The sequence below is a fragment of the Ruegeria sp. YTSB088 genome (genome assembly GCF_059609825.1).
Genome location: NZ_JBXWMM010000002.1, coordinates 441,213 through 456,443, shown reverse-complemented (window position 1 = coordinate 456,443; position 15,231 = coordinate 441,213). Strand labels below are relative to the sequence as shown.

Sequence of the window (15,231 nt, the reverse complement as noted above, 5' to 3'; positions counted from 1 at the left end):
ATAAGCATATGAAAACGCTGTTTCCTATGCTGCTACCTCTGATGGTATTGTCTTCTTGCGGACCGCTTTCGCTCTACTATCGCGAGGGTGAAACCGTATCGCGCCTGCAAAAAGAGACCACCCAATGCCAGCTCAAGGCGGTCAAAGAGGTCCCGGTCGCCAATCAGATCCGCCAAAGCCCGCCAACCTACTGGCCCGGGCGCACGTATTGCGACGGCAGAGGTCGTTGCTATCAATCGCCCGGCTGGTGGCAGCCTGGCAGGGTCTATACCGTGGATGTAAACCAAGGCTTGCGCAACACGGTCGAAGCGCAATGCATGGCCCAGAAAGGGTTTCGACCAGTCAGCCTGCCGCCGTGCAAGCAGAACGTGAAATCACGCGTGCCCGCAACCCGCACCACCACTTTGCCGCCGCTCAACAGCGCCTCGTGCTTTGTGAAATTCGATGACGGCTCATTTCAGATCATAACGCCCGGTCAGGCCGGCTGATGCCTGATGTTTTTCGTGTGCACGGCCTGCACTTTCAAGTTGGGTCAAGCCCAACCTGAGACCGTGCGACCGGCAGACTATTCTGCCGGTTCAGGTTCATCAATTTGCGCAACACGCGCGCCGGATTTGTTCGAAGTCACCACCCCCAGCGACTTCAACTTCCGATGCAACGCGCTGCGCTCCATGCCAACAAAGCTGGCCGTGCGACTGATATTGCCGCCAAACCGGTTGATCTGAGTCAGCAGATACTCTCGCTCGAACGCCTCGCGGGCTTCGCGCAGCGGCAAGGTGGCCAGTGCGCCAGACAACACAACACGACCGGTCTCTTCAGCCTTTTCTTCTTCATTGGGTAGCTCGCGCGCCTCAATCGGGCCGGATCCATCGCCCAGGATCAGAACACGCTCGATCAGGTTCTTGAGCTGGCGCACGTTGCCGGGCCAGGTCATTGTCTGCAGAAGGGCAACGGCCTCTTCCGACAATTCCCGGATCGGCAAACCCTGGGTTTCGTTGCACATCTCAATGAAGTGCTGCGCCAGAACCGGAATATCTTCGCGCCGATCTTCCAGTGACGGAACTGCTATCGGGACAACATTCAGACGGTGGTACAGCTCTTCCCGGAACCGCTCGGCGGCGATTTCCTCATCAAGATCCTTGTTTGTCGACGAGATCACGCGAAGGTCCACGCGCACCTTGTCACTTCCACCGACGCGCTGGAATTGCTGATCTACCAGCACTCGCAGGATTTTGGATTGAGTGCCAAGGGGCATGTCGGCAACTTCGTCAAAATAGACCACACCACCATGTGCCTCTTCCAACAGTCCGGATTCCACGCCACGTTCCGCCGATTCCCGACCAAACAGAACCTCTTCGACACGCTCAGGCTCGATCCCGGCACAGTTTACGGTGATAAAAGGCCCGTTGGCGCGGTTGGAGTGGGCATGGATGTACCGCGCTGCAATCTCCTTGCCGGAACCTGCAGGACCGCTGAGCATCACGCGGCCATTTGACTTGGTCACCTTGTCCAACTGCCCCTGCATGGCGCGGAACGCAGCGGATTTGCCGATCATGTCTGAATTGTTGACTTCTTTCCGCTTCAGAGACGCATTTTCGCGACGCAGGCGAGAGGTCTCCATCGCACGGCGGATCACCACCATCAATTGGTCAATGTTAAAAGGCTTTTCGATAAAATCATACGCACCCTGCTTGATTGCAGCGACGGCAATTTCGATGTTGCCATGGCCCGAAATGATCACCACCGGTACATCCGGGTTGTCACGTTTCACTGCTTTCAGGATGTCGATGCCATCCATGCGGCTGTCTTTCAGCCAGATATCCAGGATCAACAGCCCCGGCGGTTCAGAGTTGATTGACGCCATGCACTCGTCCGAGTTGGCCGCCAGCCGGGTGGAATAGCCTTCGTCCTCCAGAATGTCGGACACCAGCTCGCGAATATCGCGTTCGTCATCTACGATCAGAATGTCACTCATCTTTGGCCTGCTTTCAGTTTGTTGGTTCTAATTGCCTGCTTCTGTGGCGCTGCCGTTGGGGACATGGTAACCCCCGGCAATCGGATCACGGCCATCGCGCCAAAATGGTCCTGTCCGTCAAATACGGGCGCGTCCTCGAGGGTCAGCGCGCCGCCATGCTCTTCAATGATCTTCTTGACGATGGGCAGGCCCAGCCCGGTCCCTTCGTCACGTGTCGTTACATAGGGTTCAAACAGCCGTGCCCGATCCTCGGGCAGACCGATCCCGTTATCTGCAATGGTGATGACCGTACCCGCATCATCACTGGTAACCGCCACTTTGATCTGTGGCTGAAGGTTGTCGGGAGCCCCTTTTTTCTTAAGAGTTACAATGGCTTCCCCGGCATTCTTGATAAGGTTGGTAAGCGCCTGGTTCAGCATGGTTGCATCCACATCAGCCATGATAGGCTGTTGCGGCAGATCGGCATCGATCAGCACATCCGGTTGCCCAGCCTGTTGCAACAGGACCGCCTCACGCACCAGATCAACAAGGTTCTCTTCCCTGCGTTCGGGTTCAGGCATCCGTGCAAACTTCGAGAATTCATCCACGATGCGACGCAGATCGTTGGTCTGCCGCACAATCACGTTGGTCATCGAATCCAGACTGCTGCTATCTTCCTCGTCCAGTTTGCGCGAGAACTTGCGCTTGATCCGTTCCGCGCTCAGCTGAATCGGGGTCAGAGGGTTCTTGATCTCATGCGCGATGCGGCGGGCCACATCGCCCCAAGCCGCCATCCGTTGGGCGCTGACCAGATCGGTTACGTCATCAAAGGCAACCACATATCCTTCAAGGCCCCCGTCTTCTCCGCGCCGGATGGCCATACGGACCAAAAGGTTCTCAAGCCGCCCCTTGCGGGTCACCTTGATTTCTCCCTGAACGGCCTCTTGCCCGCTGTCTTTCAGGCTTTCAAACAAGGGCAGGAACTCTGGCACTGCAATGCCAATGGCCAGATGCTGCTCGCCCCGGGTCCAATCCAGCAACCGCTCGGCAGAACGGTTCACGAATGTGATGCATCCTTCCGGATCTACGCCAACGACACCGGACGTGACCGAGCTGAGCACCGAGTCAAACAGACGGCGTCGGCTTTCAATCTGCCGCGTGTTCTCCAACAACGTATCCCGCTGCCCTTTCAACTGCCTGGTCATCTGGTTGAAATACCGGCCCAGCATCGCGATTTCGTCATCGCTGGCTTCTTCAATAACCTGAACGCTCAGATCACCGGCCCCAACCCGCTGTGCCGCAGTGGTCAACCGTCCCACGGGACGCGACAGCCGTTCGGCAAACCACATGCCCAAGGACATTGCCGCAAGGATTAGGATCAAGGCAAAGCCCAGATACAAAAGGCCGAACTCGAACAACACCCTGCCCCGTTCACTTTCAAGCTGCTGGTAGAACTGTGCCGTTTCCTTGGTATCGTCCAGCAGGGTCAACAACTGTCCGTCCACCTCGCGGCTGACATAGAGGTAGCGGTCCAGAAAGGCTTTGAGAGGGACCAGCGCACGGAACTCATTGTTGGGCCAGTCGGCAATGATCAGCAGGCCCTTGTCGGCGGCTTCAGCAAGCTGCTCGGCGGTTGGGGCTTCGTAGTTGAACAGGTAGGACCGATCGCCACGCGATTTGATTTCGCCACCGCCGTCGATGACATAGGCTTCGCGCAGCCCCCGTTGAATCTGAGCCTGCCCCTGCGCCAGAACTTCGCGCAGTTCTGCGTCCGAGATATAGAAATCCAGCGATCGCGCATTATCCAGATATCGCGCCAGAACAGACGCGTCTTGTGTCAATCCACGACGGTGTTCCTGTTCATAGGCTTCTGCTGCGGTCAGCGAAGATCCCACAACCTGACGCACCCGGTCGGAAAACCAGCCCTCAAGGCCGATGTTGACGGTCAATCCGGCAAATATCGCTACGGTTACGGTTGGAACCAGCGCCAGCAGTGTAAACGCCCCGATCAGGCGCAAATGCAGGCGCGAGCCCGCCGATTTCGCCCGACGTGCGGCAATCAAGCTGCCAACCTGTCCAAGCACAAGTGCTGCAACAACCAGAACGTATACAAGGTCGGCCAACAGAATCAGTCGCAAGGTTGGAGCTGTCGCGCCAAGATCAAAGGGACCGATAACAAGGTAAGTGGCCAGCGCCAGAACGGGGCCCATGAGGACCAGCCCCAAAGTGCCAAAATTGCGCAGTTTCCGTGATTTACTCCATCGACTGATCGATGGGATCATCCCGCTCTGTGCTCGGGTTGCCACTGTCTGCCCTCATCCTGATGTGCCGCTTGCGCGGCTTACCGCCATATATCGTGATCTTTTCCCAACAGATGCCGGGATGCCACGGTTTGTGTGGCGATATTACATCAGTTTGCGTCGACGTGTCACCTGAATATCGAGATCAGTAATCTTTTTTCGCAGCGTATTTCGGTTGATTCCCAAAAGATCGGCACATTTCGCCTGATTTCCGCCAGTTGCATCCAGTGCGATTTCGATCAGTGGGGCCTCAACTTCACGCAATATGCGCTGATACAGACCCGGGGGAGGCAGAATGTTGCCATGCAGATCAAAATACCTCCGCAGGTGACGCTCGACCGAGGTCGACAGCTTTTCGCGTTCTCCACCGCTCAGGACCGGTTCTGCCTCGGGTTGGCTGCCCAGCACCATTTCCACTTCGGTTTTCGAAATTTCATCAGCCCTGCTGGTCAGACCCAACCGGCGCACGGCATTTTCCAGTTGCCGTACGTTCCCAGGCCAGGAATAGCGCCGCACCAACTCCACCGCCTCGGGGCTGAGCCAGCGCTTGGTGCCGTTTTCCCGCTCTTCCCGCGTCAGAAAATGCTCGGCCAGCAACGGAATGTCGTCCACCCTTTCTCGCAATGACGGTACGTGGATCGTGGCCCCACACAGACGATAATAAAGGTCCTGGCGGATACGTCCGTTCTCCATCCCTTCGGTCAGGTCTGTTTGGCTGGTGGCCATGAAGCGAGGAACGTGATCGCCCGGTGTGTCCATCATGCGCACGATGCGCGCCTGAACTTCATCCTCGATATCTGCGATTTCATCTATCAACAGCGTGCCGCCGCGAACCCGCGCCATCACGCGCGCCGGGCCTTCCAGATCGCGCAGTTCAGCAGCTGTGACTGTGACAAAGGGCAAGGTTCGACGGTCGGAGAAATCGTGAATAGCCCGCGCAATCAGTGACTTGCCCGTGCCACTTTCACCAGAAATCATGACCGAGAGATCCGTGTTCATCACCCGTGCGACCAATCGGTAAAGGGCCTGCATCACCGGTGTACGCCCGACCAGAGGCAGCTCTTCTGGGCGCTCGCTTGTGCCTTCGGTTGGTACTGGCTGGGCACGTTGTTTCTGATCCAGCGCCCGAGCCGTACGTTTCATCAGATCCGGCAGGTCGAACGGTTTGGGCAGATAGTCGTAGGCGTCCGCCTCAGTTGCCTGAATCGCCGTCATGATAGTGTTTTGTGCGGAAATCACGATCACCGGCAAACCGGGGCGGTCTTCGGCAATCTTCGGCAGCATCTCTAGACCGTTTCCATCCGGCATGACCACGTCCGAAATCACCACGTCCCCCTTCCCCTCGCTGACCCAGCGCATCAGAGTGGTCAGCGAAGAGGTCGCGTGCACCTTGCACCCGGCACGCGTCAGGGCCTGCGTCAGAACAGTGCGGATCGTGCGATCGTCGTCCGCAACCAGTACGGTGCCATCCATCAGGTGCTCTCCTTCATGTCGTCGATTGTATCTCGCGGCGCGCGGCGCAGCGACAGTTTGAATACCGTACGCCCGGGAACGGATTCGGCCGAAATCCAGCCGTCATGGTCCGATATGATCTTGCTGACCAGCGCCAAACCCAGGCCGGTGCCGTTTTCCCTGCCGGATACGAACGGATCGAAAATGTCGCCACGGATGTTTTCAGGCAGCCCCGGACCATCGTCGATAATCTCGATCTGCAAGGGCAGCGAATGCCCCGACCCGTCACTGCGACGCAGCCGGAAGGAATGTTCGAAATAGGTGCGCAGACGAATCGTTCCACCCTGTGGTCCCGCCGCCTCGGACGCATTCTTAAGCAGGTTCAGGACCACTTGCAGAAACTGGTCCGGGTCTCCATAGGCCAGCGGCAGCGACGGGTCATAGTCTTCGATGATCGTCATATCCGCACCAAACCCCAGCAACGCGGACCGTCTTGCGCGATCCAGCACATCGTGGATGTTGACCGGTTTGAAGTCCGGTTTCTGCAGATTGCCGAATTGCTCGACCTGTTCCAGCAACTTCACGATCCGGCGGCTTTCGGCGACAATAAGGTCAGTCAGTTCAAGATCTTGCGGCGGTATATTCATGCTAAGCAACTGCGCGGCACCGGTGATCCCGGCCAGCGGGTTCTTGATCTCATGTGCCAGCATCTCGGCCATGCCGATGGCGGATTGTGCTGCCGACTTGACCGTGTTTCCGCGCGTCATCCGACCTGCCAGCTCGCGAGGCGAGATGATCATGATCATGGAACCCGGATGCCCAACCAAAGGCGCAATCTGCAACGCGCATTGCAGCGGTGCCCGGCTACCCGATCCCACATCCACATCATTCACGAACAAAGGTGTGCCCTGCCAACGGGCGCGCTCAAATGCCTCTTCCAACGGTGCGTCCACGGCAATCTGATCCCACACAGGATGGCCGATCACCGATTTGCGCGACGCGTTCAGAAACCCCTCACCCGCAGCATTCACATCGGATATCCAGTCCTTTTCATCAATAATGAACGCCGGAACCGGCAGCGAGTTCCAGATGCTGGTGTCAGAATTCATGCCGCCACCTCGTCCGTGTCGCTGAGCGCATCCGCCAACAGGCGCAGCACTTCCCCCGGATCGCGTGACGTCAGGACCGCCCGGCGCAGAGGCGCAGGTGTTGCGGCTTCGTCCATGTACCACCCCAGATGCTTGCGGGCGACACGCAGACCCAGATCGGTGCCGTAGAAATCCAGCATCGACTGATAATGCGCGCAAACCATATCAATCAGATCATGACCGGTCGGAATGTCGGGTGTCTCGGCCCCGTACAGGTCGTGACAGATTTGCGCCAACAGCCAGGGCTTGCCCTGAGCACCACGGCCAACCATCACCCCATCCGCGCCGGACTGGCGCAACGCGGTTCGCGCGGCGGCAGTGTCCACGATATCTCCGTTCGCGATGACCGGGATCGATACGGCCTCTTTCACCGCCCGGATCGCCTGCCAATCGGCGTGACCCTTGTAGAACTGACAGCGTGTGCGGCCATGGATCGTGACCATCTGAATACCCGCGTCTTGAGCGCGGCGCGCCACGTCGGGCGCGTTCAACAGATTGTCGTCCCATCCCAACCGGGTTTTCAGCGTCACCGGCAGATCGACCGCGCCCACCACGGCCTCAATCAGTGCAAGCGCGTGATCCGGCGTTTTCAGAAGGGCCGAGCCGGAGTAACCGTTTGTTACCTTCTTGGCGGGGCACCCCATGTTGATGTCGATCACACGCGCGCCACGGTCGGCGACCTGACGGGCCGCCTCGGCCATCCAATGCGCCTCGCGACCTGCCAGTTGTACGGCGGTGTTTTCAACGTCCGCGGACAGTTCCGCCCGCTCCCGCACGCCTGGTTTGGCCTGCACCATCTCTTGACTGGCTACCATTTCACTGACCACCATGCCCGCACCAAAGCGCATCACCAGATCGCGAAACGGGCGGTCGGTGATTCCGGCCATGGGCGCCAGCAAAACAGGCGGCGCGACTTCCTTGTCAGAAAGATGCAAAGTCAACGTGCTTAATCCTTGGGCAGTTGTGGTTTTGATATCGTTTTCTGCGCATATGAACAACAAAGTAGCGCGTAACAAGCCCGCAAAATCATCATTTGCCTGCTTTTTAATCACATGACCATGGGTGATTGCCTCTGCATTCACCTCCGCCTAAACAATGCCCATCACGAGGAGAGCGTGCACATATGACAACCGCCGCCATCATAGTTGCCGCCGGTCGCGGGTCGCGCGCCGGGGGTGGCGTGCCAAAGCAATGGCGCAGCCTTGCGGGTCGGCGGGTGGCCGATTGGACGATCCAGCGCTTTCGCGGACAGCTGGATCACATTGTTATGGTGTTGTCCGACGAAGATAGCGCCGCATGGGAAGAATTTCGTGAAACCGACCTGATCCTTGCCTCGGGCGGAACGGATCGCGCGGGATCGGTGCGCAATGGATTGGCCGCACTGGCCGGCCTGAACGTGCAGCGCGTTTTGATCCACGACGTGGCAAGGCCTTGCGTCACACCCCGCATCATACAGGACGTTCTGAACGCCCTAGACACATGTCCGGCGGCGGCGCCGGGGCTGGCGGTGACAGATGCGCTGTGGATCGGGCATGAACAGGTTGTGACCGGCACGCAGGATCGCAGCAACCTGTTCGCTGCACAAACTCCGCAAGGGTTTCACTATGACGCCATCACCGCTGCCCACGCTGCCCATCCGGGCGGCGCGGCAGATGATGTCGAGGTTGCCCGAGCCGCCGGGCTCGATGTCTGCATCGTACCGGGCGATGCTGACAATCTGAAAATCACTTGCCCCGAGGATTTTGCCCGGGTGGAACGCATAATGGGAACGGACATGGATGTAAGGCTGGGCAACGGGTACGATGTGCACCGTTTTGGCGATGGAGATCATGTGATCCTTTGCGGTGTGAAGGTGCCGCATGACCGCGGGCTGCAAGGCCATTCGGATGCCGATGTCGGGATGCACGCAGTCACCGATGCGATCTATGGCGCGCTCGCTCAGGGGGATATCGGACAGCATTTCCCACCTTCGGATCCGCAATGGAAAGGCGCAGCCAGTGAGATTTTCCTGCGCCACGCGGTCGAGCTGGTAGAACAGATGGGATACCGTATCTCGAACGTCGATTGCACGCTGGTCTGCGAATATCCGAAAATTGGCCCGCATTCAGAAACCATGCGGGAAAAGATGTCTGACATCATGAACCTGCGCGCAGATCAGGTTTCGGTCAAGGCGACAACGTCCGAGCGACTGGGCTTCACCGGCCGTAGCGAGGGCATCGCCTCGATCGCCACAGTCTGTCTGGTGAAGGCATGAATATCGCACAGATGATCGGTACGGTTGGCGGCGTTGGCTATATGCGCCCCGCCCCCGGCACCTGGGGGTCGCTGGTGGCCCTGCCGATGGCCTGGGTATTGCACACGCTGGGTGGTTTCCCGTTGCTGGCGATCGCAACGGTTGCAGTTTTTTTCGGCGGCCTCTGGGCCACGCGGGTGATGACCAGGGATCAGGATGACCACGACCCGTCCGAAATTGTCATTGATGAGGTCGCAGGCCAGTTCATCGCGCTTTGGGCGATTTCCTATCCGTCATGGGCGCATGGAATCGACATTGCCGCGCTCTGGCCCGGCTGGGTTGCTGGGTTCATCCTGTTCCGTCTGTTCGACATCACCAAACCGGGGCCCGTTGGCTGGGCTGATCGCCGCGGAGATCCGATGGGCGTGATGCTGGACGACGTGATTGCGGGTGTTTTTGCAGCCATCGGCGTGATGGTTCTGGCAGGTATAGCACACGGAGTTCTGGGGCTATGAACGTGACAGACCTGCTGGACCGCGCCAAGGCGCAAGGCGTGATGATCGCCACCGCCGAAAGCTGCACCGGCGGCATGGTCGCTGCGGCCCTGACTGACATTCCCGGCAGCTCTGCCGTCGTGGATCGGGGTTTCGTCACCTACACCAACCAAGCCAAACAGGACATGCTGGGCGTTCAGGCCGAAACGCTGAACGCGCACGGTGCGGTTTCCGAAGAGGTTGCCCGCGAAATGGCAGAAGGCGCGCTGCGCAATTCACGAGCGCAGCTTGCCGTCTCGATCACCGGTATTGCCGGGCCGGGCGGGTCCGAATTCAAACCTGAAGGGCGTGTGTGTTTCGGGCTGGCCGCCGAGGGACAGCCGACGCATGTCGAAACCGTCGAATTCGGCGCACCCGGTCGCGATGCTGTGCGGCGTGCGGCGCGCGACCACGCCTTGGGCCTGCTGTACACGGCCCTTTCCGCAGACGCCTAAACTTTCAGCACATGGCCCCTGAAACCGCTTCTTTTGAAGTCAGTTGAAAAAAGGCTGCCAAAACAGGCGCTTTTTTTCGCCTTGCCTCTTTTTTCTCCAACCGACGGTGGCTTGAAACAGCCCACACCGCTCACACAGCGCCGATCTGTGCCGAGTTTCGACGGACCGGCGCACTCATTCGGAAGGGAGAATGGCACATGAACGGAGCAGATACAGCCTGGATCATCGTTGCAACCGCATTGGTCCTTTTCATGACATTGCCAGGCCTCGCCCTGTTCTATGGCGGCCTCGTGCGTGCCCGAAATGTCCTCAGCGTGTTCATGCACTGCTTTTCAATTGCCTGTTTGATGAGCGTCCTTTGGCTGGTCGCAGGGTATTCCATCGCGTTCGGCCCCGGTGAAAGCGGACTTTGGGGTGGTTTGGGCAAAGCCTTCCTCAACGGCGTCGACGTGGACAGCCTTGCAGGAACCCTGCCCGAGATCCTGTTCTTTGCCTTTCAGATGACCTTCGCCATAATCACCCCGGCGTTGATCGTGGGCGCCTATGTCGAGCGTGTGGGTTTTGGCTTTGTCCTGACCTTCTCGGCCCTTTGGATGCTGCTGTGCTATGCACCGGTGGTGCACTGGATCTGGGGTGGAGGGATGCTGGCTGATGGCGGCATTCTGGGCGAGATCGGAGTGCGCGACTTTGCTGGCGGCATCGTGGTGCATGAAACCGCTGGTCTGGCAGCCCTGATCATCGCGGTTATCCTCGGCCCTCGGCGTAACCGTACCACGCCTCCGCATAATCCCGGCTATGTCATGATCGGTGCCGCAATGCTTTGGGTTGGCTGGTTCGGTTTCAATGGTGGCTCGCAACTGGCCGCCGATGGCGGAGCAGCGATGGCCCTGACCGTAACGCACCTGTCCGCTGCCACCGCATCCCTAAGCTGGGCCCTTTGGGAACGTATCCGTTTTGGCAAGGCCTCGATGGTCGGTCTGGTCACGGGCACAATCGCCGGTCTGGCCTCGATCACGCCCGCTTCGGGTTTCGTCGGTCCGGTTCAGGCCCTGATCATTGGCGCGGTGGCCGGCGTTCTGTGTCAGGAAGCCGTCAGCGTCGTGCGCAACAAGCTGAATATCGACGACACGCTGGATGTGTTCGCCGTGCATGGCGTCGGCGGTATCTTCGGCACGATCATGATCGCCCTGTTTGGCCTCGGAACCTGGACTGCGCAGTTGGGTGGGCTGATTATCGTGGGTGCCTTTACGGCAGTTGTCACGTTTGTGTTGGTCAAACTGGTTGCACAGATCACGCCACTTCGCGTAGACGCCGAGACCGAGACAAATGGCCTCGACCTCTCGGTACATGGCGAGCGGGCCTATGACATGAGCAGTTAAGCCCACCTTGGCTGCCCATCGCCCGTAAGGGCAAAAGCGGACCTCTTGGGGGTCCGCTTTTCTTTTGTCCAATCCCTCTCGACTCCGGCACAAGGGTCGGGCTATCAGCCCGCAACGTGTTTTCAGCCCCGAGGTTTGCACCATGATCCCCAGTTCCTTTCCCGACAGCACCGAAATCGCCCGCCTGACCGCGCGAATGTTGCTGGAGATCAAAGCCGTGCATTTCAATGCGCGCGAACCGTTCACGCTGGCCAGCGGCCTGCCCAGCCCGACATATATCGACTGCCGCAAACTGATCTCGTACCCGCGTATCCGCTCGACCCTGATGGATTTCCTGACCGTCACAGTAATGCGCGACGCAGGCTTCGAGGCGTTCGACAACATCGCAGGCGGGGAAACGGCGGGGATCCCCTTTGCCGCCATGGTCGCCGAGCGCATGGCCCTGCCCATGACTTATGTCCGCAAGAAACCCAAGGGCTACGGCCGCAATGCCCGTATCGAAGGCGCGATGAGCGAAGGCGAACGTGTACTGCTGGTCGAAGACCTGACAACCGACGGCGGCTCGAAACTGTCCTTTGTCGATGCGATCCGCGAAACCGGTGCTACTTGTAGCCATACTGCAGTGATCTTCTATTACGGCATCTTCCCCGAGACCGAGAAGACACTGGGCGATCACGGGGTTCAATTGCACAGCCTTTGCACATGGTGGGACGTTCTGGCCGAGGCCAAGGCGCAGAAAACCTTTGACCAAGAAACACTTGACGGTGTCGAGGCCTTCCTGAATGACCCGCGCGGATGGCAGGAAGCCCATAAGTCGTGACCTCAAGCCTGTGGGCGAATTGGGGATAGTTGATATTCGAATCGTCCGAAATCGTGCCTATCTAGGCGAAAATTGCAGTTACGACACCAAATGTTGCGATAACCTCACTGCCGTGCAAAACTGGACGGAAGTTATCCCCATTAAGGTGGGCAGTTATCCCGAGGCCGGGGGTGGTTATCCCAACTTACCCCCATTCATTTGCAGATAGCCTGAACCGGGGCTTCGCGTGTAGAACCTCGGAACGGGCAGCGGGGACAAAAATGAACGAGATTAGCAGCATCGAGCAGGCAGCGGCACAGATTCAGAACGCCGAAACCATGCCGCATTCCATTGAAGCCGAACAACAGCTTCTGGGTGCGATCCTGACCAATAACGACCTGTATGACCGGGTCGCCTCGATCATCGGGGCTGAACATTTCTACGATCCGGTCCATGCCCGGATTTACGAAGTGGCCGCGGCCCGTATCGCAAAGAATGCGCTCGCCTCGCCCGTAACGCTCAAATCGTTCATGGCCGAGGATGAGGGCCTGAAAGAACTGGGCGGTCCCGCCTACCTGGTCAAGCTGGCCGGTGCCTCGATCAGCGCATTCGCGGTGCACGACTATGCCCAGATGATCTATGACCTCGCCATCCGGCGCGAATTGATCCGGCTAGGCCGCGATATCTCGGACAAGGCGGCGCGGGTCGATATCGCCAGCGAGCCGAAAGAACAGATCGTCGAGGCCGAGCAGCTGCTTTATCAGCTGTCCGAGCAGGGCCAGACCGAGCAAGGCTTTCAATCCTTCCTCAAGGCTGTCACCGAAGCCGTCAACGTCACCAACGAGGCCTACCAGCGCGGTGGCGGCATGGCTGGGATTTCCACCGGTCTGGCCGATCTGGACAAGCAATTGGGCGGGTTGCACCCGTCCGACCTGATCATTCTGGCCGGGCGCCCATCCATGGGTAAAACCTCGCTGGCGACCAACATCGCCTTCAACGTTGCCAAGGCCTTCAAGCGCGGGACTAAACCCGACGGCACCGAGGGTGCGATAGATGGCGGCGTGGTTGGCTTCTTCTCATTGGAGATGAGCGCGGAACAGCTTGCAGGCCGGGTTCTGGCCGAAGCCTCGGAGATCTCGAGCCACAAAATCCGTCAGGGTGACATGACCGAGGCCGAATTCCGCCGTTTCGTGGATGCGGCCAAGGAACTGGAAGCCTGCCCTTTGTTTATTGACGACACCCCGGCCCTGCCGATCTCGCAACTCGCCGCCCGTGCGCGACGGTTGAAGCGGACGCATGGGCTTGATCTGCTTGTCATCGACTACCTCCAGCTTTGCCGGGGCATGGCCGACAACCGCGTCAACGAAATCGCCGAGATTTCGATGGGCATGAAAGCCATCGCTAAGGAACTGAACATCCCGGTGGTCGCCCTGTCCCAGCTCTCCCGTCAGGTCGAAAATCGCGACGACAAGCGCCCGCAACTCAGCGACTTGCGGGAATCAGGATCGATCGAACAGGACGCTGATGTGGTTATGTTCGTGTTCCGCGAGGAATATTACAAGGAACGGGAAAAGCCCGGCGATCACGAACTGGAAAAGATGGAAGAGTGGAAGCAGGCGATGGAACGTCTGCACGGCAAGGCCGAAGTCATCGTCGGCAAGCAGCGCCACGGCCCCATCGGTACGGTCGAATTGTCGTTCGAGGCACAATTCACCCGCTTTGGCAATCTGGTCAAACCCTGGCAACAGGGCGGTGAGATCGAGGGCTATTGACCGCGGACTGAACGCCCGCCCAAGATGCTACACGCCAAGCACTTTTGTGTTTTCCCCGCCCGGTGTTAAAGTGACGGTGACGTTCAGCCAGAATGCACCGTTCCCGCCCGGAGACCAGCAGAATTGCCCGCGATTATTTCGGAAATAAGATATCGCAACGGCCCGAACTTTGCTCCGGACGGAGATTTCATTGAAATCCGTGTCCCCACCGGAACCGATGTCACCGGATTGCAGGTTGATGTTTACAACGCCAACGGCTCGGTACGCAGTTCGACAGATGTTGACACCGGAACGATGACCAGCGTGGGCGGGTTCGATTATTACGTGATCTCCGCCCGGATCAATCGATTGGGGGCAATTTCATTGTCAGACAATGGTTCGGTTCTTAGCTTTGTGTCCTTTGACGCTCAGGTGACTGCGACCCAGGGGCCAGCCAATGGCCAGACCTCGACCCAGATAGGCAGCAACGGGACTGACGATACCGCGTCCTTGTCATCGAAGGATGGGGTTAACTTTGTAGAAGACCCCAATCCCAGCCCCGGAGCCCCCTGTTTCACCTCTGGCACTCTTATCCTGACGGATCGTGGGCAAATATCTGTTCAGGACATAAGGTCAGGCGATCGGGTCATGACAACCGGTGGCAATTCGGAAGTCGTTCGTCTGGTTCTATCCCGGTCCCTTCGCCAGTCGGACCTTTTGAAAACGCCCGAACTGCGCCCGGTCTGCATCATAGCCGGGGCTTTGGGACACGGATTGCCCAGTCGAGACCTGATGGTATCGCGACAACACAGAATACTGGTCCGATCAGACATAGCGCAGCGCATGTTCGACACGCGGGACGTTTTGGTGTCGGCCATCCGGCTGACTGATTTACCGGGCGTTCATGTGAATTGTGACGCGACGCAGGTGACTTACCACCACCTTGTCTTTGACCGCCACGTGGTACTCTTTGCCGAAGGTGCGCCAAGCGAAAGCCTGTTCACCGGCCCCGAGACCCTCAAATCCCTTCCACCCGAAGCGTTGCACGAGCTCTTGCAGCTTTTTCCGGGGCTGAACCGCAATCGGGATATGGACCCTGCCTTCTATATCCCAAGTGGCAGACGTCAGAAAAAGCTGGTGGCCCGGCACATCCGGAACAGTAAGGCAATCCTGGATCAGGCCCAGTTCTAAGCGATGCCAAGATCGTCGTGGGCCCAAACCAGACAG

At 58.6% G+C, this 15,231-nt stretch carries 13 protein-coding genes; 8 read left to right on the top strand and 5 right to left on the bottom strand.

Going from position 1 to position 15,231, the window contains the following annotated elements; all coding sequences use genetic code 11:
• The first annotated feature begins 8 nt into the window (after window positions 1-8).
• A complete protein-coding gene (locus AC2FFA_RS05205) occupies window positions 9-488 on the top strand; it encodes a hypothetical protein (protein ID WP_171632096.1) in 480 nt (159 codons plus the stop codon).
• A gap of 77 nt (window positions 489-565) precedes the next feature.
• On the opposite strand, the gene ntrX is transcribed toward AC2FFA_RS05205, so the two are convergent.
• The 5 genes from ntrX to dusB form a co-directional block, all read right to left on the bottom strand.
• Window positions 566-1,975, bottom strand: a complete 1,410-nt coding sequence (gene ntrX, locus AC2FFA_RS05200; protein ID WP_117868782.1) for a nitrogen assimilation response regulator NtrX — start codon at window positions 1,973-1,975, stop codon at window positions 566-568.
• On the bottom strand, window positions 1,972-4,236 hold the full coding sequence (locus tag AC2FFA_RS05195) for a sensor histidine kinase NtrY-like (RefSeq protein WP_496850392.1): 2,265 nt from the start codon (window positions 4,234-4,236) through the stop codon (window positions 1,972-1,974). The genes ntrX and AC2FFA_RS05195 overlap by 4 nt, the downstream gene beginning before the upstream one ends.
• Window positions 4,237-4,359: 123 nt before the next feature.
• A complete protein-coding gene (locus AC2FFA_RS05190; RefSeq protein WP_299893740.1) occupies window positions 4,360-5,727 on the bottom strand; it encodes a response regulator in 1,368 nt (455 codons plus the stop codon).
• Entirely contained in the window at window positions 5,727-6,815 is a 1,089-nt protein-coding gene (locus AC2FFA_RS05185) for a two-component system sensor histidine kinase NtrB (protein ID WP_117868779.1), read from the bottom strand. Before AC2FFA_RS05185 ends, AC2FFA_RS05190 begins: the two co-directional genes overlap by 1 nt.
• Window positions 6,812-7,795 (bottom strand): tRNA dihydrouridine synthase DusB, encoded by a 984-nt coding sequence (gene dusB, locus AC2FFA_RS05180; RefSeq protein ID WP_496850330.1) that lies wholly within the window; start codon window positions 7,793-7,795, stop codon window positions 6,812-6,814. The genes AC2FFA_RS05185 and dusB overlap by 4 nt, the downstream gene beginning before the upstream one ends.
• 182 nt (window positions 7,796-7,977) lie before the next feature.
• Here dusB and AC2FFA_RS05175 point away from each other — a divergent pair, with 182 nt between their 5' ends.
• From AC2FFA_RS05175 to AC2FFA_RS05145, 7 genes are all read left to right on the top strand, one after another.
• On the top strand, window positions 7,978-9,108 hold the full coding sequence (locus tag AC2FFA_RS05175; RefSeq protein WP_496850328.1) for a bifunctional 2-C-methyl-D-erythritol 4-phosphate cytidylyltransferase/2-C-methyl-D-erythritol 2,4-cyclodiphosphate synthase: 1,131 nt from the start codon (window positions 7,978-7,980) through the stop codon (window positions 9,106-9,108).
• On the top strand, window positions 9,105-9,602 hold the full coding sequence (locus tag AC2FFA_RS05170; protein ID WP_496850326.1) for a phosphatidylglycerophosphatase A family protein: 498 nt from the start codon (window positions 9,105-9,107) through the stop codon (window positions 9,600-9,602). Before AC2FFA_RS05175 ends, AC2FFA_RS05170 begins: the two co-directional genes overlap by 4 nt.
• A complete protein-coding gene (locus AC2FFA_RS05165; protein ID WP_299893748.1) occupies window positions 9,599-10,075 on the top strand; it encodes a CinA family protein in 477 nt (158 codons plus the stop codon). The genes AC2FFA_RS05170 and AC2FFA_RS05165 overlap by 4 nt, the downstream gene beginning before the upstream one ends.
• 197 nt (window positions 10,076-10,272) lie before the next feature.
• The gene (locus AC2FFA_RS05160) at window positions 10,273-11,454 is read left to right on the top strand and encodes an ammonium transporter (protein ID WP_117868775.1); all 1,182 of its coding nucleotides are present in this window, start codon (window positions 10,273-10,275) and stop codon (window positions 11,452-11,454) included.
• 142 nt (window positions 11,455-11,596) lie between these two features.
• Window positions 11,597-12,274 (top strand): orotate phosphoribosyltransferase, encoded by a 678-nt coding sequence (locus AC2FFA_RS05155; RefSeq protein WP_117868774.1) that lies wholly within the window; start codon window positions 11,597-11,599, stop codon window positions 12,272-12,274.
• A gap of 260 nt (window positions 12,275-12,534) precedes the next feature.
• Window positions 12,535-14,025, top strand: a complete 1,491-nt coding sequence (locus tag AC2FFA_RS05150; RefSeq protein ID WP_496671013.1) for a replicative DNA helicase — start codon at window positions 12,535-12,537, stop codon at window positions 14,023-14,025.
• 123 nt (window positions 14,026-14,148) lie between these two features.
• Window positions 14,149-15,195 (top strand): Hint domain-containing protein, encoded by a 1,047-nt coding sequence (locus AC2FFA_RS05145; protein WP_496850323.1) that lies wholly within the window; start codon window positions 14,149-14,151, stop codon window positions 15,193-15,195.
• Window positions 15,196-15,231: the final 36 nt, after the last annotated feature.

Excerpts from the sequence above, each read along its gene's own strand:
- AC2FFA_RS05205 (WP_171632096.1), top strand. The coding sequence starts at position 9 with ATGAAAACGCTGTTTCCTATGCTGCTACCTCTGATGGTATTGTCTTCT.
- ntrX (WP_117868782.1), bottom strand. The coding sequence starts at position 1,975 with ATGAGTGACATTCTGATCGTAGATGACGAACGCGATATTCGCGAGCTG.
- AC2FFA_RS05195 (WP_496850392.1), bottom strand. The coding sequence starts at position 4,236 with ATGATCCCATCGATCAGTCGATGGAGTAAATCACGGAAACTGCGCAAT.
- AC2FFA_RS05190 (WP_299893740.1), bottom strand. The coding sequence starts at position 5,727 with ATGGATGGCACCGTACTGGTTGCGGACGACGATCGCACGATCCGCACT.
- AC2FFA_RS05185 (WP_117868779.1), bottom strand. The coding sequence starts at position 6,815 with ATGAATTCTGACACCAGCATCTGGAACTCGCTGCCGGTTCCGGCGTTC.
- AC2FFA_RS05175 (WP_496850328.1), top strand. The coding sequence starts at position 7,978 with ATGACAACCGCCGCCATCATAGTTGCCGCCGGTCGCGGGTCGCGCGCC.
- AC2FFA_RS05170 (WP_496850326.1), top strand. The coding sequence starts at position 9,105 with ATGAATATCGCACAGATGATCGGTACGGTTGGCGGCGTTGGCTATATG.
- AC2FFA_RS05165 (WP_299893748.1), top strand. The coding sequence starts at position 9,599 with ATGAACGTGACAGACCTGCTGGACCGCGCCAAGGCGCAAGGCGTGATG.
- AC2FFA_RS05160 (WP_117868775.1), top strand. The coding sequence starts at position 10,273 with ATGAACGGAGCAGATACAGCCTGGATCATCGTTGCAACCGCATTGGTC.
- AC2FFA_RS05155 (WP_117868774.1), top strand. The coding sequence starts at position 11,597 with ATGATCCCCAGTTCCTTTCCCGACAGCACCGAAATCGCCCGCCTGACC.
- AC2FFA_RS05150 (WP_496671013.1), top strand. The coding sequence starts at position 12,535 with ATGAACGAGATTAGCAGCATCGAGCAGGCAGCGGCACAGATTCAGAAC.